This window comes from Phyllobacterium sp. OV277 (assembly GCF_900104355.1).
Lineage (GTDB): Bacteria > Pseudomonadota > Alphaproteobacteria > Rhizobiales > Rhizobiaceae > Phyllobacterium.
The window spans coordinates 1-24,734 of record NZ_FNIY01000002.1; the positions used below are offsets into that span (position 1 = coordinate 1).

Sequence of the window (24,734 nt, forward strand, 5' to 3'; positions counted from 1 at the left end):
CGATGGACCAACGGTTCACTGAAGCTGCCAAGCGAGCTGTGGGCCGATTGCCGAACCCACGTCTTTCTGCGCGTGACCATGGATTCCGGCGGCAGCCCGCACTGGGTGGCAGGGTCGAAAACCAGACCACCACGCACCGAACCTGCTGATACAAACCAAACCAACATCGTCCCGCTGCGTGCCGCGTGACGCGGGAAACGCGCTCTATTTGTCGATGAGATCGGGCTCCGCTTGGTCAGTACGGACCGGGTCGAGCAGGAGAAGCGGCGAGCTGCCCTCCAGTTGTTTGGTATGGCTGATAATATGAACCCGGTTTTGCTTATCGCGGTGGACTGAATAGACCAACTCGCCATCCGGCGCTTTGTCCGCCAGCTTGCTGTCGATCCGAAACCGCAGCGTCAGTGCCAGCAGCCCCAGCACGAAGACGGGAGGTATAAGCAGCCATATCGCCTTGATCAAATCCGGCGAGGCTTGAAATGTATCGAGCAGATGAGCCCAGAAATTGTAATCGTTCATGCGCACTCCCTTGTCCAAGAGGAAAGTGGCCACCGGAGGCTAAGCCTCTGGTGACCGGGGAGTTCGTAACTCTCGCAGGAAGAGCGCGCCAGCCTTTAGGGTTGCCCCCTGAACATACGCTGGCGCCTCCCCGATCATAGAACGGGAAGTGCAGTATACGGCAGCACAAGGCCGCCTGCGAGAGGTTACGACACCCCAAGACCGATCCATTTCGAGCGGTCTCATTGCGGACCATAATTGGAATGTGACGGGGGTGGAACTGGTAGAACTACTGGTATGCAGACTTATTGAGCTTGGCGTGGTTCGTGGTTCGTGGTTCGTGGTTCGTGGTTCGTGGTTCGTGGTTCGTGGTTCGTGGTTCGACAGGCTCACCATGAGGGAGGTGGGTGATGCAAAGATAATCGCAGAGATTGCAGATCAAAATGGTTGCAGACTGTAGCTCCCCATCATCCCTCCCCACTCCGTCATCCTCGGGCTTGACCCGAGGACCCATAATTTAAAAGCGCGAGTGGTCACGTTCGTTTGATCTCTTTTGCCGTGGGTCCTCGGGTCAAGCCCGAGGATGACGGGGAGAGGTGGTTTGTAGGGAGCCATATTCTGCAGCCATTATGATTACCTTTGCATCACCCCTCTCCCTCATGGTGAGCTTGTCGAACCACGAACCACGACCACCAACCAACAGCCTTGCAGGGATCACCTACCTGTCAATAAAATCCCGCACGGCCTTATTATACCCCGCCGGGTCCTGCAGCATCGCAAAGTGGCTGGCATTATCCAGTATCACCAGCTTGGCGCCGGGAATGGTTTTGGCCATGTAATCCGTATGCTCGCGGGTGATCGCTTCGTCATGATCACCAAGCACGACGGCAATTGGTGTTTTGATTTTTTTCAGGTCGTCATCGGTCCAGTTTGGCTCGCTGGCCCACATGCCGCTGATCTGCTCGACAAAGGCATCATATTCGCCCGGTGTCGGCGAAATTTTCCTGTAAACCCCGCCAGCCTTTTCGATGTAACCCGCAAAGGTCTTGTTCTGCAGCACATCCGGCTTGACGCCGTCGATCTTGGTATTGGCGGCCTGCGCAAATACTTTGGTGAGGCGCTCCGGGTGATGAATGGCGATATCAATGCCGATAATGCCGCCATCGCTCCAGCCAACCAGCGCCGTCTTGTCGATTTTGAGATAATCGAGCAAAGCAAGGTAATCTGACGACATCAGATCGTAGCTGAACGGATCGGCATTGCGGGTGGAGCGGCCATGGCCGCGGCTATCGGCAACGATAACCATATGGTCCTTGGAGAGATCAGCCACCTGCCCGCCCCAGACATCGCTATAGCCAAGCCCGCCATGGATAAGCAGCACCGGTGGGCCGGAACCATAGACCGCATAATACATCTGAATGCCATTAACAGGCGCGGTGCCGCTTTTGACGGCGGCTGGCATTGGTGCGGGATCAGGCAGTTGCTCCCAGCGCTCGGCGGCAAGCGCCGTTGTCACAGCGAAGGCAAACAACAATCCCAGAGCGGCGGCGACTGATTTGAGTTTCATGATGCTCTCCATTTCCTGCAATGATTGCAGTGGGTGAGCAGCAAGATCAGCACTTTTCAGTCAGCGCCGCAATGGGCCGGAGGCGGACTACTCCGCCGCCTCCGCAATGGCTTCGTTGGCCTGCATGGCAGGATCAACCGGCTTGGGCTTGCCCGCGCTCGGCAACTGCACCGGCTTCAGGAGCGTCGCCATCAGCAAGCCGAACAGGGCAATGCAGGCGGCTGTCAGGAACAGCGGGCTGAATGCTGCGGCATAACTATCGGCAAGCATCTGCTTTGCTTCCGCTGGCAGTGCCGCCATCATCTTGGGCGTCAATTCTTCGATATTGCCGACACCCGGAATGTTGACCGCCCCATGCGAGATATTGGCCGCGATAATCGCTCCATAGGCCGAGATGGCAATCGAGGCTCCGGCCATGCGTGCCAGCGATACCGAGCCAGTCGCTGCACCAACATCGCGACTTCCGGCGGCGTTCTGCACGCCGATAATCGGAATCTGCTGCCCCATGCCAATGCCAACACCGTGCATCAGCATCAGGAGGCCGATGAGAACCACGGGAGTTCCCGCATGAACCTGCGTGAACAGACCAAAGGCAACGGTACTGATGGCCAGGCCACCCATTGACAGATATTTGTAGCGGCCCGTCATCGAGATCACGCGGCCCGTAAATAGCGAGCCGCCGACAATGCCACCCGTCAAAAGGATGAACAGCAGCCCTGCCATCGATGGCGACAGACCCGTCGTCGTCTGCAGGAAGAAGGCGAAATAATTGACCATGCCGATGGCAATGCAACCGCTGGCAACCGAAATGATCACGAACAATGTGAAGGTCGAATTGCGGAACAGCGATAACGGAATGATCGGCTCCTGCGCGCGGCGCTCGACAAAAACCCATATGATGGCGCAGACAATGCCGAAGCCGATAATGCCGAGGGTCTGCGGCGCCAGCAACGAGCCGAACAGCTGGCCGCCATCGGCCGCAAGCACAAGGCTTGTCGTCGTCAGGGCAAGCAGGACAGCACCGGCATAGTCGATCTTCGGCTTGCGGGCGGGTTTGCGGTAGGGAAGCATGAAGATCAGCCCGGCGAGGACGATCAGCCCGATCGGCAGGTTGATCAGGAAGATCGAGCGCCAGCCAAAAAGATCGCTCATCGTGCCGCCCAGAACCGGCCCGATAGCGCCAGAGGCGATGAAGACGAGGCTGAGATAGCTCTGGTACCGTGCGCGTTCGCGCGGTTGAAACAGGTCAGCACTGACGGAAAAGATCGAGACCATGACCCCGCCGCCGCCAAGCCCCTGCAGCACGCGTGCGGCAATCAGCGTGTTCATGGAGATCGCAAGGCCGCAGACGACGGAGCCGAGCGTGAAAATGAAGATGGCCGAAATCATCACATATTTACGGCCAAACAGGTCGCCAAGCTTGCCATAGACAGGCATGACCGCGCTGATGGCGAGCAGATAGGCAGAGCCGATCCAGGCGAAGCGCTCAAGCTGGCCGAATTCACCAACGATAGTCGGCAAGGCGGTTGAGACGATCTGATTATCCAGCGTCGCCATGAACATGGCGGCCATCAGAAAGAAGAAGAGAGTCAGCCGTTTGCGCGGGTCCGCGACGAGCGGCTCAAAGGAATTATTCTGGTCCATTGGATGGGGTATCCGGTTTGATTGGCGCAATTTATGTGCTATTAGCATACATATGTCAACAGCAGCGGAATGCTTTTTGCATATTTTAAACCCGGTGCGCATCTGTTATGGTTGAATCATGACTGATACTTTAGTGACACATGAAATCGAAACGCCCGAAACCGGGACAGATGACGATCTCCTGCGCATTGGCCATGCTATGACCCGTATGCGGCTGATGACAGGACGGCGGGTGATTGGCCGTCTTGCCATTCAGAAGGTTGCGCCGGGGCTGGAACTCACACACCTTGATGTGCTTGATGCGGTCAGGCGCGGGGAAATCTCCGGTGAAGTCACGGTTGGCCTGATTGCCGAAACATTGCGGATCGATCCCTCACGCGCCAGCCGTATCGTTGCGGAAATGGTTGCCAAGAATGTGCTGCGCCGGAAAGCCTCGCAGGCCGATGCGCGGCGCATTGTCGTTGTCATGACACCGCTCGGACAACGGCTTCTCGCCGAACTGCGGTTGCAAAAGCAGGCCATTGTCGAGGGCATCGTTGCTGATTGGTCGCCCGAAGAAATCGAAATCTTCGGACGCCTTTTCGAAAAGTACGTCAGCGGGTTCGAAGCATTGTTTGCATCACGCGAATAAGCGTCAGATGAGCTTGCGCGCCGTAAGCTCGTCTTTCAGATAGGCATAGTAGATCGGCGCGGCGATGAGCCCCGCCACGCCAAACCACGCTTCCATAAACACCATCGCCAACAACAATTCCCACGAACGGGATTTGATCCGCGCGCCGATAATGCGGGCGTTCAGGAAATATTCGAGCTTGTGAATCACGACGAGGAAGGCGAGCGAGCCGAACGCCGCCATAAACGACACACTGAGCCCGACAATGACGATGATCGTGTTGGAAATCAGATTGCCGATGACGGGCAGAAGACCGGCCACGAAAGTGACGACGATCATCGTCTTGACCAGTGGCAGATGCACGCCAAGGATCGGCAGGATGACAACGAGATAGATCGCTGTCAGGAATGTGTTCAGCGCTGATATGCGGATCTGCGAAAAGACGATATTGCGGAACGCCCCGCTGAGCACGCTCGCCCGCTCGACCAGCGCTAGGGCCAGTGGACCCGGCGTGCGCGATATATTCACCGAGCTTAGCGCAATCATGCCGCCGATCACCATTCCAACGATGACGCGGACGATCAGCACGCCGAAATCACGACCGACAAGCTGCAACTGGCCCGCATGTTCGCGCAGCCATTTGGCGGCAATGGATTCCAATTCGTCAAGGTTGGACGGGAAATAGGCTTTCGCCCAGTCAGGCACATGAACCTGTGCCGTATCCATGATCTCGGCCATTTTCTTGAATAGCGAGACAACGCCTTCGGAACCATTGGTCAATTGCCCAAGGCCGCTCACGACAGCTGCAACAATCAGAAGAATGAAAATAATCGCCAGCAGCGCCAGCGCCAATGTCTTGGTCAAGCTGTTGGAAACACCAAGCTTACCAAGCACGGGCGCCGCAAGATGGACGAGATTATAGACGAGAAGTCCCGATAGAAGGGCCGAAAGCAGCCCAAGCTGGAGGACAGCAAAGAGAGCGATGAGCGTCAACGCGAAAGACGCGATGTAGAGCCTTGTGGCAGTCAGCAAGTTGCACCTTGAGAAAGGCTATCTGTTTCAATTTGTTCCTAGCCTTGAAAGCCTCTCCGGCGCAAGCGAAAGCCGCGTAAACGTGGACAAAATTTAATGGCGGCGGCAATTTCCATGCAACCCCATTACCCGCTAATGTACTGTTTCTCTTAGACCCTTTCGAGGGAAGACATGAACAGGTGAGTGAATGGTATCGAAAACGCGCGCTCTGGTGGTGATCCTGATCATTGCTGCCCTTTGCGCGGGCGCATATGTGACGCGCGAACGCTGGTGGAAAACACCCGGCGCGACAACGCAAAATGCTGCCTCGCCGGGTGGTGGTCAGCAGGAAAGCGGCCGCCGTGGCGGCGGGCGGCGCGGCGGCGGCCAGAGCCTTGGCCCCACGCCTGTTCTTGTGGCCGAGGCCAAGTCCGCTGATGTTCCTGTTTATATTGATGGCGTGGGTTCAGTGCGTCCACTCAACTCTGTCGTCGTGCGTTCGCAGGTCAGCGGCAAGCTGGCCGCCATAGAGTTTCAGGAAGGGCAGGATGTGAAGGCGGGCGATGTGCTCGCGCGCATTGATGACGCCATTTATCGTGCCCAGCTGGATCAGGCCACCGCAAAGAAGGCGCAGGACCAGGCGCTTCTTGCCAATACCAAGCTCGACCTTGAACGTTATATCCGCCTTGCCCAGACCAATGCTGGCACGCAGCAACAGGCGGACACGCAGCGCGCGCTGGTCGCGCAATATGAGGCGCAGCTCAAATCCGACGAGGCTGCGATTGAAAGTGCGCAGGCAACTCTGGATTACACGATTATCCGCGCACCCATTGATGGGCGCACCGGTATCCGCAATGTCGATGTCGGCAATATTGTCAGCACATCCGATACCACGGGTATCGTGACACTGTCGCAGATCAAGCCGATTTCGGTGCAATTCTCGATCCCGCAGCAGCGGCTGGCCAAGATCAATGTGGCAAGCGCGGCCAATACCCTCCCCGTGCAGGCGCTTTCGGGAGACGGAAAGACGGTCATCGACAGTGGCACCCTTGCTGTTATCGACAATCAGGTCGATCCGACGACGGGAACCGTAAAGCTCAAGGCAAACTTTCCCAATGACAAGCTCGTCCTCTGGCCGGGCGCTTTCGTCAATGCGCGCTTGCTGGTGCAGACCTTGAACGGGGCAATTGTCGTACCCACCGCATCGGTGCAGCGTGGCCCCACGGGAACCTTTGTCTATCTGCTTCAGGAGGGTGACACGGTTGCCATGCATCCGGTGACAGTCGGGCAACAGGATGATGTGCAGGCCGTGATTACGGAAGGTGTTGCAGCGGGCGACAAAATCGTCACCACCGGCTTTGCCCGATTGCAGGACGGCGCCAAGGTTCAGGTCACCAGCGCTACGGATGCAGGAACGACGCCTGCTCCTGATGCAAAACCGGCTGATGATGGCAAACAACCGGGTGGAACTGCAAAGAGCGGCGAAAAGCAGCATAAGCGACGCAATCAGCAGAGCGGTGGTGCAAGCGGCGGAGAGGCCGATAGCGGGACCCCGAAATGAGTGTTTCGACACCTTTCATCCACAGGCCCATTGCAACCTCGCTTCTGGGGATTGCAGTGCTGCTGGGCGGTATTCTCGGCTATCTTGCCCTGCCGGTAGCGCCGCTGCCACAGGTGGATTTTCCGACGATACAGGTGACAACACAATTGCCAGGTGCCAACCCCGACACCATGGCGTCGCTCGTCACTGCACCGCTTGAACGTCAGCTGGGGCAAATACCCTCGCTCTCTTCAATGGTGTCATCAAGCGCATTCGGCATCAGTCAGGTAACCCTGCAATTTGATCTCGACCGGGATATCGATGGTGCCGCGCAGGATGTGCAGGCGGCGATCAATGCTGCCGGTTCCCTGCTGCCAAAAACCCTGCCCTACCCGCCCACCTATGCCAAGGTGAACCCCGCCGATACGCCCATTATCACCCTCGCTTTACGGTCCACGAGCTATTCCATCCGCAATCTCAGCGATTTTGCCGATACCATGATGGCGCAGCGCCTGAGCGAGGTCACGGGCGTCGGCAATGTCAATATTCAGGGCGGCGTGCGCCCGGCCGTGCGCATTCAGGCGGATTTGCCGCGTCTTGCCTCCTATGGCATTGCGCTAGAGGATATTCGAACCGCGATCACCAATGCCAGCGTTGCGGGTGCCAAGGGTGCGCTCGATGGCACACATCAATCCTATACGATTTCAGCCAACGACCAGATTGTTGATCCACAGACCTATAATTCCATCATTGTTGCCTACAAAAACGGTTCCCCGGTCCTGCTCAAAGATGTGGCAACTGTTGTTGAAGGGTTGGAGAATTCCCGTGTTGGCGCGTGGTATCAGGGCGAGCCTGCCGTCGTCATCGATGTGATGCGCCAGCCCGGTGCCAATGTCATCGATACGGTCGCCCGCGTGCTGCAGCAATTGCCGCGTCTCAAACAAGCCCTGCCAGCAGGGGTCACGCTGGATGTGGTAAACGACCGAACGAACACAATCCGCGCGTCCATCCATGATGTGCAATTGACTCTGGCAATCAGTATCGCACTGGTCATTCTTGTGGTTTTCATCTTCCTGAGAACCGTGCGTGCCACAATCATTGCCGGTGTTGCGCTTCCCCTGTCGCTTGTCGCGACGTTCGGGGTGATGTGGTTTGCAGGTTTCAGCCTCGACAATCTTTCCCTGATGGCGCTGACCATCGGCACCGGCTTTGTGGTCGATGATGCCATTGTGATGATTGAGAACATTGTTCGCCATATTGAAGACGGCGAAGGCCCGCTCGAAGCTGCCCTAAAGGGCGCGGGCGAGATCGGGTTTACCATCATATCCCTGACCGTCTCGCTGATCGCAGTGTTCATCCCGCTGCTTTTTATGACCGGCATTGTCGGGCGCATGTTCCGCGAATTTGCCTTGACCCTGACCATCGCCGTCGTCGTATCGGCAATCGTCTCCCTGACGCTGACACCCATGATGTGTGCCCGCATCCTGCGTGGCAAAGAGGAAGGCGAGCGCCGGGGCGTCCTGCACAGCATCGACCAGTGGATGGACAAGGTCATAGAGGGCTACCGCCGCAGCCTGCTCTGGGCGCTTGATCGTAGCAAACTGATGCTGCTGCTGACGGCTGTCACGCTTGCAGCGACGATTGCGCTTTACGTGATCATCCCCAAAGGATTTCTGCCTTCACAGGATACCGGGCTGATAACGGCGATCATCGAAACCGAGCCAACAACCTCATTCGACGCGATCAAACGCACCCAGGCTATTGTTACCGACAGGCTGCGACAGGACCCTGATGTTGCAGGCGTTGTTTCGGTCGTTGGAACCAGCACGACCAATCTTACGCCCAACACGGGCACGCTCAGCCTTGTGCTGAAACCACAGGACCAGCGGTCGGATTCGGCCGCGCAGATTATCGACCGGCTGCGAACAGAGACCACTGGCATTCCCGGCGTACAGGTAACATTCCAGAGTGTGCAGGATATCCGCATCAGCACCCGTTCCAGCCGTGCGCCGTACCAATATACGCTGACCGGCACCGATACCGCGATGGTGGTGGACTGGGCGCAGCGGCTCGCCAAGGAATTGCAGCGCGATCCGGCTCTGATCAATGTGGCTTCGGAAATCGAAATGGGCGGCGGGCGCATTTTCGTCAATGTCGACAGGGAAACCGCCTCGCGGCTCGGCGTTTCCATGCAGGCGGTCAGCGACACGCTCAATGACGCTTTCGGTCAGCGCCAGATCGGCACGATCTATGGACAGGCCAATCAATACCGGATCATCCTTGAAGCCTCGCCGCAATATCAGGCGGACCCGAAGTCGCTCGACAAACTCTATGTCAGCGGCACCGGGGATGCGCAGGTGCAATTGAGCGCGTTTGCCACCGCTTCGTTCACCACGGCACCATTGGTTATCGGCCATGACGAGCAGTTTCCTGCTGTCACCGTCAGTTTCGATCTTGCACCGGGAGCCTCGCTAAGCCACGCGGTGACGGCAATCAAATCGGCTGAAAAGGCCATTGCCCTGCCCGAGTCGATCCGTGGGCAATATTCTGGCGATGCGGCGGAATTTGCCAGTTCACTCGCGGGCGAGCCTTGGCTCATTCTTGCTGCCATCATCACGATCTATATCGTGCTCGGCGTTCTCTACGAAAGCGCCATTCATCCCATCACCATTCTCTCCACACTGCCATCGGCGGGTGTCGGGGCACTGGTCGCCCTGATGCTGTTCGGGCAGGACCTGTCGATCATTGCGCTCATCGGCATCGTGCTTCTCATGGGTATCGTGAAGAAGAACGCGATCATGATGATCGACTTTGCGCTTGAAGCTGAAAGAACCGAAGGACTTGATCCGCGCGAAGCGATTGTCAAAGCATCGATCCTGCGTTTCCGCCCGATCATGATGACCACGCTTGCGGCGCTTTTCGGTGCCCTGCCGCTGGCGCTGGCTCAAGGAACCGGATCTGAACTGCGCATTCCGCTTGGCATCAGCATTATTGGTGGTCTCGTGCTCAGCCAGCTCCTGACGCTTTATACAACGCCGGTCATCTATCTCGGCTTCGAACGGCTGCGCAGCCGCATCGTCGGCCGACCAACCGGCACACCCGCCCCTGAAGCGGATGGCGGCGTATGAACTTTTCCGAACCGTTCATCCGCAGACCTGTTGGAACCACGCTTCTGGCGCTGGGTCTGTTGATGCTCGGCATTGTCGCCTATGGTTTTCTGCCTGTAGCAAGCCTGCCTTCCGTTGATCTGCCGACGATCCGCGTTTCCGCCAGCCGCCCCGGCGCCGACCCTGCGACCATGGCCGCCAGCGTTGCCGCGCCGCTGGAGCGGCGCCTCGGTTCCATCGCTGGCGTTACGGAACTCACATCGGTCAGCTCGCTCGGCTCCACCAACATTACGGTGCAATTCGACCTTTCGCGCGATGTCGACGGGGCGGCGCAGGACGTGCAGGCAGCGCTCAACGCAGCTGCTACGGACCTGCCTTCCGACTTGCCGTCACTGCCCAGTTTCCGCAAGGTCAATCCGGCGGCAGCACCCGTGCTTATTCTGGCGCTGACATCCGATACGGTCTCTGCCAGTGCTATTTATGATGCGGCAGATACTGTCATCGTCCAGCGTATTTCACAGGTGGAAGGGGTTGGCGAAGTGACAGCCAGCGGAGCGGATCAACCGGCGATCCGCGTCCGCTTCGACCCTGATCGCCTTGCGGCCATGGGCATGTCGCTCGACACGGTTCGCACCGCCATCGTCAATGCCAATGTGGCCGAACCCGTTGGCTCTATCGATGGCAGTGATTTTGCTTTCTCGATTGGCACCAATGCGCAATTGAAAACAACCGAGGATTACGGACGGATCATCATCCGCAGCGGCGACGGGACGGCTGTTCGCCTCTCTGATATCGCCACTGTCGAGCAGGGCGTGCGCAACAGCAGGTCGGACGCCTGGTATAATGGCAAGCCTTCGGTTCTTCTCAACATCACCAAACAGGCCAATGCCAATGTCATTGCCACCGTGGATGCGGTGAAAACGCTGCTGCCCGATCTGAAGCGACTGATACCGCCGGGCATTGATATTGCGGTTCTCTCAGACCGGACCACGACCATCCATGCCAGTGTGAATGATATGCAGTGGACGCTTCTGGCCACCATCTGTCTTGTTATGGCGGTTGTCATGGTTTTCCTGCGGCGCGCCACCCCGACCATGGCAGCCGGTGTGACCGTACCATTGTCGCTCGCTGGCACATTTGCCGCCATGTGGGCCTGGGGTCTTTCCATCGACAATCTGTCCCTGATGGCACTGGCCGTATCGGTTGGATTCGTTGTCGATGATGCGATCGTCATGATCGAGAATATTTATGCCAATCTTGAAGAAGGCATGAAGCCGATGCGGGCAGCGCTTGAAGGCGCGCGGCAGATTGGCTTCACTGTCGTTTCCATCAGCGTGTCGCTGCTTGCCGCCTTCATTCCCCTGTTCTTCATGGGCGGTATCGTCGGGCGTTTCTTCCAGACGTTCTCGCTGACCCTTGCCTTCACCATTCTTGTCTCCACGGTCGTATCCCTGACTGTCACGCCGATGATCTGCGGACACAGGCTGAAAGCCCATGATGCCAATGCCCGTCCGGGCGCCTTCGGCCGTATAGTCGAAGGTACGCTTGACGCTGTGATCGCCTTTTATGGCCGGACATTGAAAAGTGTCCTCTATCACCGTGTTCTGGCCGTGCTTGTCATTTTTGCCTGCGTTGCCATCACAGCTTTTCTCTATGTCAAAGTCCCAAAAGGCTTCTTTCCGTCTGATGATACCGGCTTCATCATGGGCGGTACGCAGGCTTCAACCGATATCTCCTATCCGGCCATGGTGGACCTGCAGCGTCAGGCGGCAGCGATTGCAGGTCAAGACCCGGCTGTTGCTGGCGTTGGCTCCTCCGTCGGTGGCGGCGGGTTCTCATCTGGTGTCAATCGCGGGCAATTGCTGATTTCACTGAAACCGGAAAAGGAACGCGACCCGACCGCCATCGTCATCGACCGTATGCGCAAATCGCTTGCCTCCGTGGCGGGGCTGTCAACATTCCTGTTCTCGCCGGGAGACATCCGCGCGGGCGGACGTTCGACCCAGTCGCAATATCAGTTCACCCTATGGGATGCCAATTACAGTGAACTTGTCACATGGGCGCCAAAGGTGCTGGACCGCCTGAAACAGGAACCCGGTTTGACCGATGTGGCAACGGACCGCCAGCCCAATGGATTGCAGGCCAATGTGACGATAGACCGGGTTGCTGCTGCACGCATGGGCGTGGCCATCGGCGATATAGACAGCGCGCTCAACAATGCTTTTTCACAGCGGCAGGTCTCCACGATCTACTCGGCGCGCAATCAGTACCGGGTGGTGATCGAAGCCAATGCCGGTTACGCGCTCGACCCTGAGCAAATCGCCAATCTGCATGTGACCGGAACCGGCGGCATACAGGTGCCGCTCAGCAGTGTCGCCAAAATCGAGCGCACCCTTGCGCCCCTCGTCGTCAATCATCAGGGGCAGTTTCCGTCCGTCACCATTTCCTACAATCTGGCATTGGGGACATCGCTTGAGGACGCGAATAATGCGGTACAAACAGCTGTTCTCGGCATGCATCTTCCCGATTCACTTCACGCGGAGTTTGCGGGCGACGCCGCATCACTCACCCAATCCACCGGCAGCCAACCCCTGCTTATTCTTGCGGCACTGCTGACAGTCTATATCGTGCTGGGCATCCTCTATGAGAGCCTCGCCCACCCTTTGACAATCATATCCACCCTGCCCTCTGCCGGGCTTGGCGCCCTGCTTGCACTGGTCATAACCGGCACGGAGCTGACACTGATTGCCTTTATCGGCATCATTCTTCTGATCGGCATCGTCAAGAAGAACGGCATCATGATGGTGGATTTCGCACTACAGGGCGAGCGAAGCTATGGCCTGTCGGCGGAGGATGCGATTTATCAGGCGTGCCTCAAGCGTTTCCGGCCAATCCTCATGACAACGCTTGCCGCCATCATGGGTGCCATACCGCTCATCATTGCGACCGGTCCCGGTTCAGAACTGCGGCGTCCGCTTGGAATTACCATCGTCGGCGGGCTCATCGTGTCGCAGGTGCTCACCCTCTACACCACACCAGTCATCTATCTGATGCTGGCACGGCTGCACGAACGCTGGTCGGTAGAGAAACCCATAGCTGCCGGGCAACGGCCATAAAATTTGTAAAATTTTAATAAATTGAAACGCGGGATGAACGGCTGGTTCTACGCGTGTTCAGGTTGCAACCCATACCTTTGTGTCAGTTCCACGGGGGTATCTGTCATGCTTGTACAGCGTCTTGGCATTGTCTTTTTCATTTTCATGGCTTTTGCCTTGTCCTTCGGCAGTTTTGTCAATTACACGGCCAAATACGGCCGGGACGCCCACCTCGCCTATCAGGGCAAGGTTATGCAGGACACACGCAACAACTGAGCCACTCATTATTGTTTGCGCTTCTCCGCCTTTTCAAGGCGCTTGAGCAGATCAACGAACTGCGAGGGAAGATCCTTGTCAGCCTGAGAAAGCTGGGAGGACTGGACGGCATTGCGAAAATCCTGCCTGGTAATCTGTGTGCGCATGACCGTGGCAACCGGTTGATGCGGCATTCCATGTTTTACAGCCATGACCCTTCCCATCCATTTCTGGAGCAAGATCGGTACTCATTTGCCGACGCGTGCCAAACACCTCAAAAGCCTATGCTTCTGCACCCGCCTATCACCCTTCCAGCAATGCTTGGGCCTGCTGAGATAACGGACCGAGGCGGCATTCGTTTCAAATTTTACAATCTTATAGTCAACAAAGACTGAAGAGCCTTTCGGCGCGGGTTTGAGCAAAGCCCATTTGCATTTATCGACAATTTTATTGGGCATGGCAGGAACTCAAACTCCTTTCTCGCGTTCCATTCAAAACCCCAAAAGGATGCGCCATGTTGATCCGTGTCGGATATGAAATTGCTATCAAGTGCAACGAACCAACGCCGATGACGACCTATCTCAATCTGGAGGCGGGACGACTTTCCGATATTGTTTGCGAGAGGGGACCGTCAGCGTCGCCCACGGTAAAACTGGAGAATTTCCACGACCTTTTCGGCAATAGCTGTCTGCGTCTTCTGGCTCCGGCGGGCAATCTTTCATTGAAATATGATGCTGTTGTAGAGGATGACGGACTGCCTGACCCCATTGACGAAAATGCACAGGAATTGACCGTCGACAAACTGCCTACCGAGTGTCTCGCCTTTCTGTCCGCCAGCCGCTATTGCGAAACGGATGAGCTGAGCAATCTGGCATGGAGCCTGTTCGGCAATGTCAAGCCAGGCTGGTCGCGGGTTCAGGCCATCTGTGATTACGTCAACCAGCGGCTGACTTTCAGCTATGGTTTTGCCCGTGCCACGCGGACTGCCGCACAGGCCCATGAAGAGCGCGTCGGCGTATGCCGGGATTTCGCGCATCTCGCCGTTGCTTTCTGCCGTTGCATGAATATCCCAGCGCGATACGTCAATGGATATATGGGTGATATTGGCATTCCTGCCGATCCCGCGCCGATGGATTTCAACGCGTGGTTCGAGGTTTATCTCGGAGATCAGTGGCACACATTCGACGCCCGCCACAACACGCGCCGTATCGGACGGATTGTTGTGGCGCGTGGCCGCGATGCCGCCGATATTCCGCTCATCCATACGTTCGGGCCGCACGAACTGACAAACTTCAAGGTCTGGACTTTTGAGGAGACTGATCCGTCCTTTTCCAGCCAGCGCTTTGAAAAAATATCTTTGGTCACTCCATGGTTCAGTCAGCGGTGGTCCCGTCTTTCCAGGCATATTCAGGCAAGAACAGATGCTGAAAGCAGTTTGTAGCGATGGCTCGAATCACCCACCCATACATGGGTAAAGCCGGCTCATAATCACTGTCCGGATTTGCCATATTCCGATAGGCGGGTTGCCAGTTTGCACTGCGGTAAGTTCTTTCAGAGTACCAGGAAATCGTTTCGAATTGCCATGCCACATTTGAGCGACTAGCCTTTTCCTGTCGCGGGGTTTTCATTCGTTTCAGGGAAGGAATACTCCCCATGTCTTTCGCAAATCCACCAGGACCGACCTATTCGCAGGATGATTGGGACCTGATGCAGGCGGCCTACGACAAGGCGGCGGCAACACTCCTCGTGAAATCCAGCACAAATGAGGAAGCGAAAATCATCGCCGAAACCGTTATGACGGCATTCAATCGCGGCAATCGCAGTGTGAATTCACTTGCTGCTCTGGCGGTTATCACCGCTGTCAATGCCCACCCGGCTGTCAATGGGGCGGACGTCGAACCTGAGAAACGCTATGCCTGATTGGCGAGGCCCCTAAAGCTGCGCAGAAACTGCGCGTTCAGATCATCAATAACCCGTCCCGCGCCGTGTCCTTTCAGCAAAGCCTCATTGAGGCGTTCCGATGCTGATTGCTGAAACGCCATATAGCCATTGTGGCGTGGACGCACCCATGCAGCCTCAAGCGTTTTGCGTGTTGCTGTATAAAAATCTGACGTGGCGGCATTGACCGCTTGATCTTCCCACGCATCCGCATGTCCGGGCTGGCCGCCCGCTTCCGCATAAAGACTTTTCTGTATGCCGCCGCTGGCTATCCAGTAGGCAAAATCAATGGCCTCAGCGCGATGCCCGGAAAATGCAGAGACTGCAATACCCGTTCCACCAAGTGCTGACCCAGCCGGGCCATTTTCACCCGCAGCAGGAATATCGGCAAAAGCAACGAGATTGGGGCGGAAGCCTTTGATTGCATAATTGACGTAGCCATAAATCAGGGGCGCGCAGGCGATTTCTGATCCGGTTTTGGCCATGCGTTCAAGTACAGCAATCGGGTCCATCTCGAAACAGGCGGGATCAACAAGGGCACTGATCTCGCCCATCATTTCCAGAACATGCATACCGTGCTCCCGATTGATCAATTGGCCCGATGCTGTTGCGCAGGGAGTTTCGAGATTACCGCACAGGGTGTAGAACGTCATAAGGGAATGCGGTGGCCTGAGCGGCAGAAGAACTCTGCCCTCTCTGGCAAGAACCAACATCTCGGCCCATGTTTTGGGTGCGTGCTTCAGAAGATCAGGCCGCCACGCGCAGACCTGCGTCGCCGTATCAACGGGAAAGGCCCATTGATGGCCCTGCCAATGATAACTCGGATAGGATTGCCCGACGCTGCCCTTGAGTAGCGCGGCGCGCTCTGCCTCCCGCCCCGGAACATCGAGCGGAGCAAGGCAATGCTCAGCCGTGATCTGCCCGACATGCGGATGGTCGATCACGATCAGATCATAGGTGCGCGCCAGTTCCTCCACGGGAAAGGATTCAAAATCCTGAAGCGAACGCTTGTCCCATTCAATGGTAATTCCAGTCTTCTCAAACCAAAGTCTGGAGCAGGCAACCATGGGATCGTAGCCACGCGGATGGCTCCACGTCATGCCCTTCAACGTGATCGTGCTCACAGGCCGAACTCCTTGCGGATCGCCTCGCTGTGCTCGCCAATACGCGGCGCCGCCCGGTCGGATTTTGCCCGTTTGCCGTTCACCCGGATGGGCGAGCGCGTCGTGAGAATGGAAACATCGTCCTCGCGCTCGACGGTCTGCAGCATGTCGAGCACCTTGAAGCCCTCGCTCGCCATCAGTTCTTCCCAGTTCAGCACCTTCGCGCACCAGATATCGGCGGGCTCAAGAATTGAAAGCCAGTGATCCGTATCCTCAGTTGCAAGCTTATTGGCGATGATCCGCTTGATTTCATCACGGGCGGTAAACCAGCTGGCGGGTGTATCGCGGTAAGGTGCGAGTTCATCCAGGCCCAGAAGGTCGGCAAGCTTTGGCAGGGGTGTCATGGCAAGGGCGAGATAATTGTCCTTGGTCGGATAAACGCCATAGGGCGCGGAGAGATAGGCATGGGCGCTGCGGAAATCCGAGCGCTTGGGCAGGCGGCGGCCATCATTGAGATGCGTGGTCAGCACTTCGAACTGGAAATCAATGAGAGACTCCAGCAGGCTTGTCTCGATGTGACTTCCGGTGCCGCTGATGCCACGTCTTACCAGTGCAGCCAGAATACCCTGAACCGTCGCGGCGCCCGCCAGCATATCGGCGACGGCAAGCCCGAATGGCACAGGCCCTTGGCTTTCATCGCCATTAAGCCACATCAGGCCCGAGCGCGATTGCGCCAGCAAGTCCTGCCCCGGACGCCCGACCCACGGACCCTCTTCGCCATAGCCGCTAATCCCGGCATAGACGAGACGCGGGTTGATCGCCTTAACAGCTTCATAATCGAGGCCCAAACGCTTGATGACACCGGGACGGAAGTTCTGAATGAGAACATCAGCTTTCCCGAGAAGTGTCCGCAATGAGGCGAGATCGCTTTCGCTTTTCAGATCAATCGCCAGACTTTCCTTGGCGCGGTTGATCGCGTGGAAAATAGTCGAATCGCCGCCGATTTCCGTATCGCTCAAATAAAGCCGCCGGGAAAGATCGCCACCGTCAGGGCGCTCGATCTTGATAACCCGCGCACCCAGATCCATCAGGCGCAGCGAGGCATAAGGCCCTGACAGAAACTGGCTCATATCAACGACAAGCAGCCCGGCGAGCGGCAGATCAGCATTATCCGTGGTCATTATTTCTCAGTCTTTCCAATAAAATCGGCGGGGGTCTGGTATTTCACCGTTTGCAGATGCTCACAGTAGAGAACCAGTTCACCCTCGTTCTTGAACACCTCGTAGCTGGCGCGGATCAGCCCAAGTTCCTTGTAGCGCGGGCGCTTATCCAGATTGGTGCGGATGGTGTAGATCGTGTCGTTGAGAAAGACCGGCTTGATAAAACGCAGCTTGTCATAGCCATAGGAAAAAGCATTGACGCAATTGGTTGCGACAAGTCCGAGACCAGCGGAAAAGACAAATGCCCCGGCGACCAGCCGTCTGCCAAATATGCCCTCACTTTCCGCGAACATCTGATCCTGCACATAGGGGTGGATGTCAGTGACCAGCGTATTGAAGAGGTGACTGTCGCTTTCGGATAGGGTTCGGCGCAGCGAGCGTATTTTTTGCCCGACGGGCCAATCCTCATAGAACCAGTTTTCCGCATTCCAGACCGGCAGCGCCGCATGATCGGCTGGCATGTTCTTTGGCTGTGTCGAGGACACGCCGACTGTGGGCGCAAAATCACTCACAGCGGCACCTTAAAGGCACTCTTCAGGCTTTCAAAAATGGACTGGCGTCCCATGGTGCGATCCTCCTCAATCTTCTTTTGTGAATAATATTTTCACATATGGGTATTCATGACAAGCCATAAAACGAGAGAAAAAGCGGCCGCAATGCAAAAAGCCCGATGGCCGGATATTTCTATCCAGCCATCGGGCTTTGGTTCAAAACGGCTGAAGTCAGCGCTCTAACGCAGGACGATGCCTTTGCCGATGAGGCGCTCCCGGTCATGCGGCCGATCAAAATCAATCAATGGCCCAGCCGGAACGATGCCGGTCGGATTGACCGAGGCGATGGAATAGTACCCGGTCTTGATGTGATCAATCTTCACCGTCTCGCGCACATTTTCGAACTGATAGAGTTCGCGCAGATAATTGGACAGATGGTGATAATCCTCCAACCGCCGGATGTTGCATTTGAAAACACCATTATAGGCAGCGTCGAACCGGACCAGCGTCACAAACAGACGCCAGTCGGCTTCGGTTAGATATTGTCCTGCCAGATACCGATGATCGGCCAGATGTGCTTCCACACGATCAAGCGCCGCAAAAACATCCCTCACCGCTTCGTCGTAGCTTCCTTGCATCTTGGCAAACCCGGCACGGTACACGCCATTGTTGATATTGTCATAGATGAGCGCGTTCCACCGTTCGATCTCCGGCTGCAAGCTCTCCGGATAAAAATCCCTGCGATCCCCGGTCAGCCCATCGAATGCGGAATTCAGAATACGGATGATATCAGCCGACTCATTATTGACGATCTGCCCCTCCTGACGATCCCAGAGCACCGGAACAGAAACCTTGCCGGTGTAAGTGGGCAAACCAGCCGTATAGAGTTGGTGCAGGTAATGGATCGGCGGTGCCTTTGACCCCGCATCGACAAGATTGGTGTATGTCCAGCCATTTTCCCCCAGGGCAGGCTCAGCCACTGCCACGCTGATGATGTTTTCCAGCCCTTTGAGGTGCCGAAAGATCAGTGTCCGGGAAGCCCAGGGACAAAGATAGGATACAAAAAGCTGATAACGGCCAGCCTCTGCCTTGAAGGTGGGAGTGCCCTCTTTGTCGAGCACGCCATCCGGCGTAATCCAGTTGCGAAACCGAGTCGGCTCACGATGGAATGCCCCATCCTTCATTTCACTGGCGGCAACGTCGCCTTTGATCCACTGTCCATTCACGAGGGCTGGCATATGCTTATTTCCTGACGATTTCGATTGTGCGTCAGGATCGCATTTCATGGGCGGCATTCATACCGCCCATGCTTTTGACAGACTGTTCTCAATCTAATCCGTGACCGCACCTTCGCTGGCAGATTTGGTGAGTTTGGCAAATTTTGCCAGAACGCCGCGCGTGTAGCGGGGGGCAGGCTGTTGCCAAGCCTTGCGCCGTTCTGCCAGCTCAGCATCGCTCACTTCCAGTTGCAGAAGCTGTTTGTGGGCGTCAATGGTGATCGTGTCGCCTTCCTTGATCAGCGCAATCGCACCACCTTCGAAGGCCTCAGGCGTAACATGGCCGACGACCATGCCCCACGTCCCGCCGGAGAAACGACCATCGGTTATCAACCCAACACTCTCACCGAGACCACGCCCGATAATCGCCGATGTTGGCGCCAGCATCTCCGGCATGCCGGGTCCGCCCTTGGGTCCGAGATAGCGCAGAACGACCACATCACCGGGCCTGATTTTATCCGACAGAATAGCATCCATCGCCGATTGCTCGTCATCAAACACCCGTGCAGGGCCTTGAATGACAGGGTTCTTCAGGCCGGTAATCTTGGCGACAGCACCCTCCGTTGCCAGATTACCCCGAAGGATCGCCAGATGCCCTTCCTTATAGAGCGCCTTGTCGATGGTCCGGATTATATTCTGATCAGCGGGCGGCGCATCTGGAACGTGAACCAGTTCCTCGGCGATGGTGCGACCGGTGATTGTCAGGCAATCGCCATGCAGCAGCCCTGCATTGAGCAGGATTTTCAAAACCTGCGGAATGCCGCCAACCTGATGCAGATCAACAGCCATATATTGGCCTGATGGCCGAAGATTGCAGATAACCGGCACCTTGCGGCGCACACGTTCGAAATCATCGAGCGTCCATTCGACTTCAGCCGCATGGGCAATGGCGAGGAAATGCAGGACACCATTGGTTGAACCGCCGGTCGCCATGATCAGCGACACGGCATTTTCAATGGATTTGCGGGTGATGATATCGCGCGGACGGATTCCCCGGCGCACCGCCTCCACCAGAACGCGCGCCGACTCTGTTGTGCTATCAACCTTTTCGGCGTCGGGATTGGCCATGGTCGATGAGGACATGAGCGACATGCCCAACGCCTCGAACGAGGAACTCATCGTATTGGCCGTGTACATGCCGCCACAGGAACCCGTGGAGGGACAGGCATGCCGCTCAATGCCTTCAAAATCTTCCTGACTCATTTTTCCAGCCATGAAAGACCCGACCGCCTCAAAGGACGAAACGATGGAAAGGTCTTTGCCCTTCCATTTGCCCGGCTTGATCGTGCCGCCATAGACATAGATCGCCGGAACATTGGTGCGGGCAATGGCGATCATACCACCCGGCATGTTCTTGTCGCAGCCGCCAAGCACCAGAACGCCATCCATCCACTGACCGTTGACGCAGGTTTCGATGCAATCGGCGATGACTTCGCGGGAGATCAGCGAATATTTCATGCCTTCCGTGCCCATGGCCATGCCATCGGAAATGGTTGGCGTGCCAAAGATTTGCGGATTGCCGCCCGCCGCCTTGACCGCAGCAACCGCCGCATCGGCCAATGGCTGCAATCCGGCGTTGCATGGCGTGATGGTGGAGTGGCCGTTGGCGATGCCGATCATCGGCTTGTCAAAATCCGCCTTCTCATAACCCAGCGCATAATACATCGCGCGGTTGGGCGAGCGCGCTACGCCCTGTGTGATATGTTTCGACCGTTCATTGGCTGCCATGGCTGTTCCTCCACAAGGACATTTTGGTTCGAAGACCCGATCGTCTTTTGTTTAGAGCGTTTCCAAACAAGTGTGAAATATATAATTCATGCTTGATTAGGTCGTTTTCCATATTACAAACGCGATATGGATTTGCGTCAGCTGCGCTACTTTATCACTGTTGCCGAGGAACTGCATTTCGGCCGGGCTGCCGCACGACTGAACATGACCCAACCGCCACTGAGCCAGACCATTCTCGCGCTCGAAGAGGAAATCGGTGTCGAATTGTTCGCCCGCACCAAGCGCAGTGTTGTGCTGACACCGGCAGGCGCGCAATGGCTTGATCATGTGCGGAAGATTTTGGACGACGCGGCGGCATTGCCCACAATCGCCCGGCAACTGTCACGCGGAACGCTGGGCACTTTGAAACTCGCCTTTGTCAGCACCGCCGATTACAGCCTGCTGCCAAAACTGCTCAGCCGCTACAGAACTGATTATCCCGAAGTGCACGTCAATTTGCAGGAGGCAACCAGCGACTGGCAGATCGAAACTCTTTTGCAGGACGACATTCACGCGGGTCTGATCATTCCACCGCCGCAGGCGGCTCTTCACGCCTCGCTAACCTATCTGCCGCTCCTGCAGGAAGAGCTGGTGGCCGCCATACCGGAAGAATGGTTGCTATCGGGAAGGCTCAAAAGTGTCGATGGCACGCTGGATATCACCGCCGCATTATCGGAGCCGTTGATTATCTTTCCCCGCCGCAGCGCGCCAGCCTTTCATGATCTGATCACCGGCTACTACATCGACAATGGTGCCGCTCCACTGATCGGACAGGAAGCAATCCAGATGCAGACGATCATCAGCCTAGTCTCCACCGGAATGGGGATCGCGCTGGTGCCGGAATCGCTGCAAAATCTTGGCCGCACCGGCGTGCGTTATCTCAAACTCTCCGGCGAGCCGCCCGTCATCGAAACCGGGCTGATCTGGCGCAGGGATGATCCATCCCCTACCCTGAAACATCTGGTAGCTATCGCTGCGAAAATCAGCGAATTGCCTTGACCAGGTCCTTATCCGGAAAACAGGTGGCAGGCTGGCCCTGCTTCGCCTGCCAATCGCCAATGGAGCGCCTTGTCTTGAACCCCGGGAAACCGTCGGCGCCACCAGCGTCATAGCCCTTTTTCTCCAGTGCTTTCTGCAAGCTGGCAATATCGGAACGGTAGAGCCCGCCCACATCACCCCAGCCAACCGAGAAGCCCTTGGCGCCACTGCCAATGCGATCGCCGACATGGGCAATGAAGAGCGCATAAAGATCGCTCATATTGTATTCTTTGATGACATAGAAATTCTTGGTCACGACGAAAGCCGGTCCATGCCGCCCCGCAGGCATCAGCAGAAAACCTTCGCGATTTGTCTCGCTCGATGGAAACGGCTTGCCGTTGACGCGAGTAATGCCGAGCTTGGACCAAGCGGCGAAGGGCTTGCCCTGATCCGGTCCTTCCAGCGAGCAGCTGACATTTTGGGGAACGTTAACTTCATAGCCCCAGTCGCGCCCACGCTGCCAACCATATTGTGCCAGATAATGGCCGATGGAACCAAGCGTATCGGGAACCGAATTCCAGATGTCGCGTTTGCCGTCCCCGTCAAAATCCACCGCATGCTGGAGATAGGACGTCGGCATGAATTGCGGCTGCCCGAGCGCGCCAGCCCATGAGCTTTTCATGGCGCCGACGCCGATATAGCCTTTTTCAACGATCTGCAGTGCCGCGATCAATTCCTTACGGAACATATCCTTGCGTGTGGCCAAAAAGGCCTTGGTGCCAAGCACGGTAAAGGCATTGTTGGGAATCTTGACGCTGCCATAGCCGCTTTCGCGGCCCCAGATCGCCAGCACAATGGGGCCGGGTACACCATATTTGCTCTCAACGGCTTTGAGAATTTTGGCATATTGACCGGCTCGTGCCGTACCGCCTGATGTGACTGCACCAACCGTCTTGTCGTTGAAGTATTTGCCGGGTGAGCCGAATTCCGATTGCTTCTGTTCCTTCGGCGTCTGCGGCTTTTCACCGGGCATAACCAGATCAGGCAGATCGAAATTCAACGTGACGCCGGAAAAGGCATCATCGAAAACCGCTTTGGAAACGCCTAGCGTCTTGGCTTCCGGCCACAGATCATTGGCAAGCCACGTCCGGAATTGCGCTTCGATTTCAGGCTTGGAAGCGGCAAAACCAGCTGTTGCATAGAGAAGTACGGCTATCACCGCCCCAAGGACTGATTTCATCGGGCGTTTGATCAAAAGCCTTCTCCCTATAACGTCGTCCGTGCACGCAGGGCCGCCGTCAGCGTGCCCTCATCCAGATAATCCAGTTCGCCGCCGACAGGCACCCCATGGGCAAGCCGTGTGATGCGCACTTCGAAATCCGCCAGCTGGTCGGTGATGTAATGCGCCGTTGTCTGCCCCTCAACAGTCGCATTGACAGCGAGAATGACCTCCTTGATCTCGCCTTCCGCCACCCGGCTGACAAGGCTTGCAATGTTGAGATCATCAGGGCCGACACCATCCAGCGGCGACAGGCGGCCGCCAAGCACATGGTAGCGGACATTCATGGAGCCGGCACGCTCAAGCGCCCAAAGATCGGAAACATCCTCGACCACAATCAGCGTCGCCCGTTCCCGGCGCGGGTCGGTGCAGATCATGCAGGGATCAGACGTATCGACATTGCCGCATGTGGAACAGATGCGTACCTTTTCCGCTGCATCCTGCATGGCGGAACCGAGCGGGATGAGCAGTGCTTCTTTTTTCTTGATCAGATGCAGCGCCGCCCGGCGTGCAGAACGCGGCCCGAGGCCCGGCACTTTGGCCAGAAGCTGGATCAGGCGTTCAATTTCAGGACCGGCGATTCGTTTCGACATATCGACGGTTTAAAGCAAATTCGGCTTGTAGGGAATCGCAGACGCAACCTGAGCGGAAAGTGGCCGAAATTTCACAACCCTGCATTCGTTGCCGACAGCCAAGAACCAAGTAATCATCACCGCAAGCGTTGCAAGACGCAATGGTTCGAAGGCGAAGCAGCAGCACTGTGCCAGCCGGTGCATCGGGAGAATGGGCTACCCGACTGTAGCAACAGCCTTGCCTTTGAACTTGGAGGTGAAATTATGCGGATTTTTCCGTTTAGTATTACCCTCATTATGAAGAAAACCCGGACGAGCTGGTCATGGACCGTCCGGGTTCAATTTTCAAAATGAGGACAGGAGACGGGCGAAAGCTCGTCTCCAACTCCGGGCCAGTATAGGCCAAACTTTCTCTATTTCCAATAAACTTGTGATTGCAACGCTCGCGATCAAAACGGCAGCTTGAAACCGGGCGGGATCGGCAGACCAGCGGTGAGCGCCTGAGTCTTCTCCGCCATAATAGCCTCGACCTTCGCCTTGGCCTCGTTATGGGCAGCGATAATCAGATCCTCAAGAATCTCCACATCATCTTCCTTAAACAGGGACGGATCGATCTTGAGCGAGGTCAACGCACCCTTGCCTGACAGCTTCACCGTGACGAGACCGCCGCCCGAATGCCCTTCAGCTTCAAGCGCTGCGATTTCTTCCTGCATGGCGGCCATCTTGCCCTGCATTTCCTTGGCCTGTTTCATCATGCCCATAATGTCACGCATGGGAAAAACTCC

At 56.6% G+C, this 24,734-nt stretch carries 21 protein-coding genes and 1 pseudogene; 9 read left to right on the forward strand and 13 right to left on the reverse strand.

Annotated features, from left to right (window positions below; all coding sequences use genetic code 11):
* Positions 1-189: pseudogene (locus tag BLU05_RS26370) on the forward strand (hypothetical protein); the annotation flags it as partial.
* A 15-nt stretch (positions 190-204) separates the two neighbouring features.
* Here BLU05_RS26370 and BLU05_RS05935 read toward each other — a convergent pair.
* The 3 genes from BLU05_RS05935 to BLU05_RS05945 form a co-directional block, all read right to left on the reverse strand.
* A complete protein-coding gene (locus BLU05_RS05935; protein ID WP_091878559.1) occupies positions 205-516 on the reverse strand; it encodes a hypothetical protein in 312 nt (103 codons plus the stop codon).
* Between the two features lie 697 nt (positions 517-1,213).
* Positions 1,214-2,062, reverse strand: a complete 849-nt coding sequence (locus BLU05_RS05940; protein ID WP_091878561.1) for an alpha/beta fold hydrolase — start codon at positions 2,060-2,062, stop codon at positions 1,214-1,216.
* A gap of 87 nt (positions 2,063-2,149) precedes the next feature.
* Positions 2,150-3,706 carry an MDR family MFS transporter gene (locus BLU05_RS05945; RefSeq protein WP_091878562.1) on the reverse strand — a complete coding sequence of 519 codons (1,557 nt, stop codon included), beginning with the start codon at positions 3,704-3,706 and terminating at the stop codon, positions 2,150-2,152.
* Positions 3,707-3,824: 118 nt separating this feature from the next.
* Between BLU05_RS05945 and BLU05_RS05950 the strand changes: the two genes are divergently transcribed.
* Complete coding sequence (locus BLU05_RS05950; protein WP_091878564.1) at positions 3,825-4,337, forward strand: MarR family winged helix-turn-helix transcriptional regulator; 513 nt, start codon at positions 3,825-3,827, stop codon at positions 4,335-4,337.
* A gap of 3 nt (positions 4,338-4,340) precedes the next feature.
* Here the strand turns inward: BLU05_RS05950 and BLU05_RS05955 are convergent, their stop codons facing one another.
* Complete coding sequence (locus BLU05_RS05955; RefSeq protein WP_091878565.1) at positions 4,341-5,348, reverse strand: AI-2E family transporter; 1,008 nt, start codon at positions 5,346-5,348, stop codon at positions 4,341-4,343.
* Positions 5,349-5,535: 187 nt separating this feature from the next.
* Here BLU05_RS05955 and BLU05_RS05960 point away from each other — a divergent pair, with 187 nt between their 5' ends.
* From BLU05_RS05960 to BLU05_RS26120, 4 genes are all read left to right on the forward strand, one after another.
* Positions 5,536-6,888, forward strand: a complete 1,353-nt coding sequence (locus BLU05_RS05960; protein ID WP_091878567.1) for an efflux RND transporter periplasmic adaptor subunit — start codon at positions 5,536-5,538, stop codon at positions 6,886-6,888.
* On the forward strand, positions 6,885-9,995 hold the full coding sequence (locus tag BLU05_RS05965) for an efflux RND transporter permease subunit (protein ID WP_091878569.1): 3,111 nt from the start codon (positions 6,885-6,887) through the stop codon (positions 9,993-9,995). Before BLU05_RS05960 ends, BLU05_RS05965 begins: the two co-directional genes overlap by 4 nt.
* Entirely contained in the window at positions 9,992-13,090 is a 3,099-nt protein-coding gene (locus BLU05_RS05970) for an efflux RND transporter permease subunit (RefSeq protein ID WP_091878570.1), read from the forward strand. Before BLU05_RS05965 ends, BLU05_RS05970 begins: the two co-directional genes overlap by 4 nt.
* Before the next feature lie 105 nt (positions 13,091-13,195).
* Positions 13,196-13,345, forward strand: a complete 150-nt coding sequence (locus BLU05_RS26120) for a hypothetical protein (RefSeq protein ID WP_162700273.1) — start codon at positions 13,196-13,198, stop codon at positions 13,343-13,345.
* Positions 13,346-13,353: 8 nt separating this feature from the next.
* Here BLU05_RS26120 and BLU05_RS05975 read toward each other — a convergent pair whose 3' ends face one another.
* Positions 13,354-13,536: a hypothetical protein gene (locus tag BLU05_RS05975; protein WP_091878572.1), complete on the reverse strand. Its 183-nt coding sequence runs from the start codon at positions 13,534-13,536 to the stop codon at positions 13,354-13,356.
* Between the two features lie 302 nt (positions 13,537-13,838).
* On the opposite strand from BLU05_RS05975, the gene BLU05_RS05980 reads away from it, so the two are divergent.
* Positions 13,839-14,765 (forward strand): transglutaminase-like domain-containing protein, encoded by a 927-nt coding sequence (locus BLU05_RS05980; protein WP_091878573.1) that lies wholly within the window; start codon positions 13,839-13,841, stop codon positions 14,763-14,765.
* 212 nt (positions 14,766-14,977) lie between these two features.
* Positions 14,978-15,244: a hypothetical protein gene (locus BLU05_RS05985; RefSeq protein WP_091878575.1), complete on the forward strand. Its 267-nt coding sequence runs from the start codon at positions 14,978-14,980 to the stop codon at positions 15,242-15,244.
* On the opposite strand, the gene BLU05_RS05990 is transcribed toward BLU05_RS05985, so the two are convergent.
* The 5 genes from BLU05_RS05990 to ilvD form a co-directional block, all read right to left on the reverse strand.
* Positions 15,235-16,362 (reverse strand): type 2 periplasmic-binding domain-containing protein, encoded by a 1,128-nt coding sequence (locus tag BLU05_RS05990; RefSeq protein ID WP_091880080.1) that lies wholly within the window; start codon positions 16,360-16,362, stop codon positions 15,235-15,237. The two genes, BLU05_RS05985 and BLU05_RS05990, sit on opposite strands and share 10 nt — an antisense overlap.
* Before the next feature lie 20 nt (positions 16,363-16,382).
* Complete coding sequence (locus tag BLU05_RS05995; RefSeq protein WP_091878576.1) at positions 16,383-17,546, reverse strand: CaiB/BaiF CoA transferase family protein; 1,164 nt, start codon at positions 17,544-17,546, stop codon at positions 16,383-16,385.
* Positions 17,546-18,097: a MaoC family dehydratase gene (locus BLU05_RS06000; protein WP_091878578.1), complete on the reverse strand. Its 552-nt coding sequence runs from the start codon at positions 18,095-18,097 to the stop codon at positions 17,546-17,548. Before BLU05_RS06000 ends, BLU05_RS05995 begins: the two co-directional genes overlap by 1 nt.
* 218 nt (positions 18,098-18,315) lie before the next feature.
* Positions 18,316-19,314 (reverse strand): glutathione S-transferase family protein, encoded by a 999-nt coding sequence (locus BLU05_RS06005; protein WP_091878579.1) that lies wholly within the window; start codon positions 19,312-19,314, stop codon positions 18,316-18,318.
* 93 nt (positions 19,315-19,407) lie between these two features.
* Positions 19,408-21,081 (reverse strand): dihydroxy-acid dehydratase, encoded by a 1,674-nt coding sequence (gene ilvD / locus BLU05_RS06010; protein ID WP_091878581.1) that lies wholly within the window; start codon positions 21,079-21,081, stop codon positions 19,408-19,410.
* A 126-nt stretch (positions 21,082-21,207) separates the two neighbouring features.
* Here ilvD and BLU05_RS06015 point away from each other — a divergent pair, with 126 nt between their 5' ends.
* Positions 21,208-22,119, forward strand: a complete 912-nt coding sequence (locus BLU05_RS06015) for a LysR family transcriptional regulator (protein ID WP_091878582.1) — start codon at positions 21,208-21,210, stop codon at positions 22,117-22,119.
* Here the strand turns inward: BLU05_RS06015 and BLU05_RS06020 are convergent.
* The 3 genes from BLU05_RS06020 to BLU05_RS06030 all read right to left on the reverse strand — a co-directional run bounded on the left by BLU05_RS06020 (position 22,103) and on the right by BLU05_RS06030 (position 24,722).
* Complete coding sequence (locus tag BLU05_RS06020; protein ID WP_091880082.1) at positions 22,103-23,338, reverse strand: lytic murein transglycosylase; 1,236 nt, start codon at positions 23,336-23,338, stop codon at positions 22,103-22,105. The two genes, BLU05_RS06015 and BLU05_RS06020, sit on opposite strands and share 17 nt — an antisense overlap.
* 26 nt (positions 23,339-23,364) lie before the next feature.
* A complete protein-coding gene (recR, locus tag BLU05_RS06025; protein WP_091878584.1) occupies positions 23,365-23,970 on the reverse strand; it encodes a recombination mediator RecR in 606 nt (201 codons plus the stop codon).
* Between the two features lie 428 nt (positions 23,971-24,398).
* Positions 24,399-24,722 (reverse strand): YbaB/EbfC family nucleoid-associated protein, encoded by a 324-nt coding sequence (locus BLU05_RS06030; protein ID WP_091878585.1) that lies wholly within the window; start codon positions 24,720-24,722, stop codon positions 24,399-24,401.
* Positions 24,723-24,734: the final 12 nt, after the last annotated feature.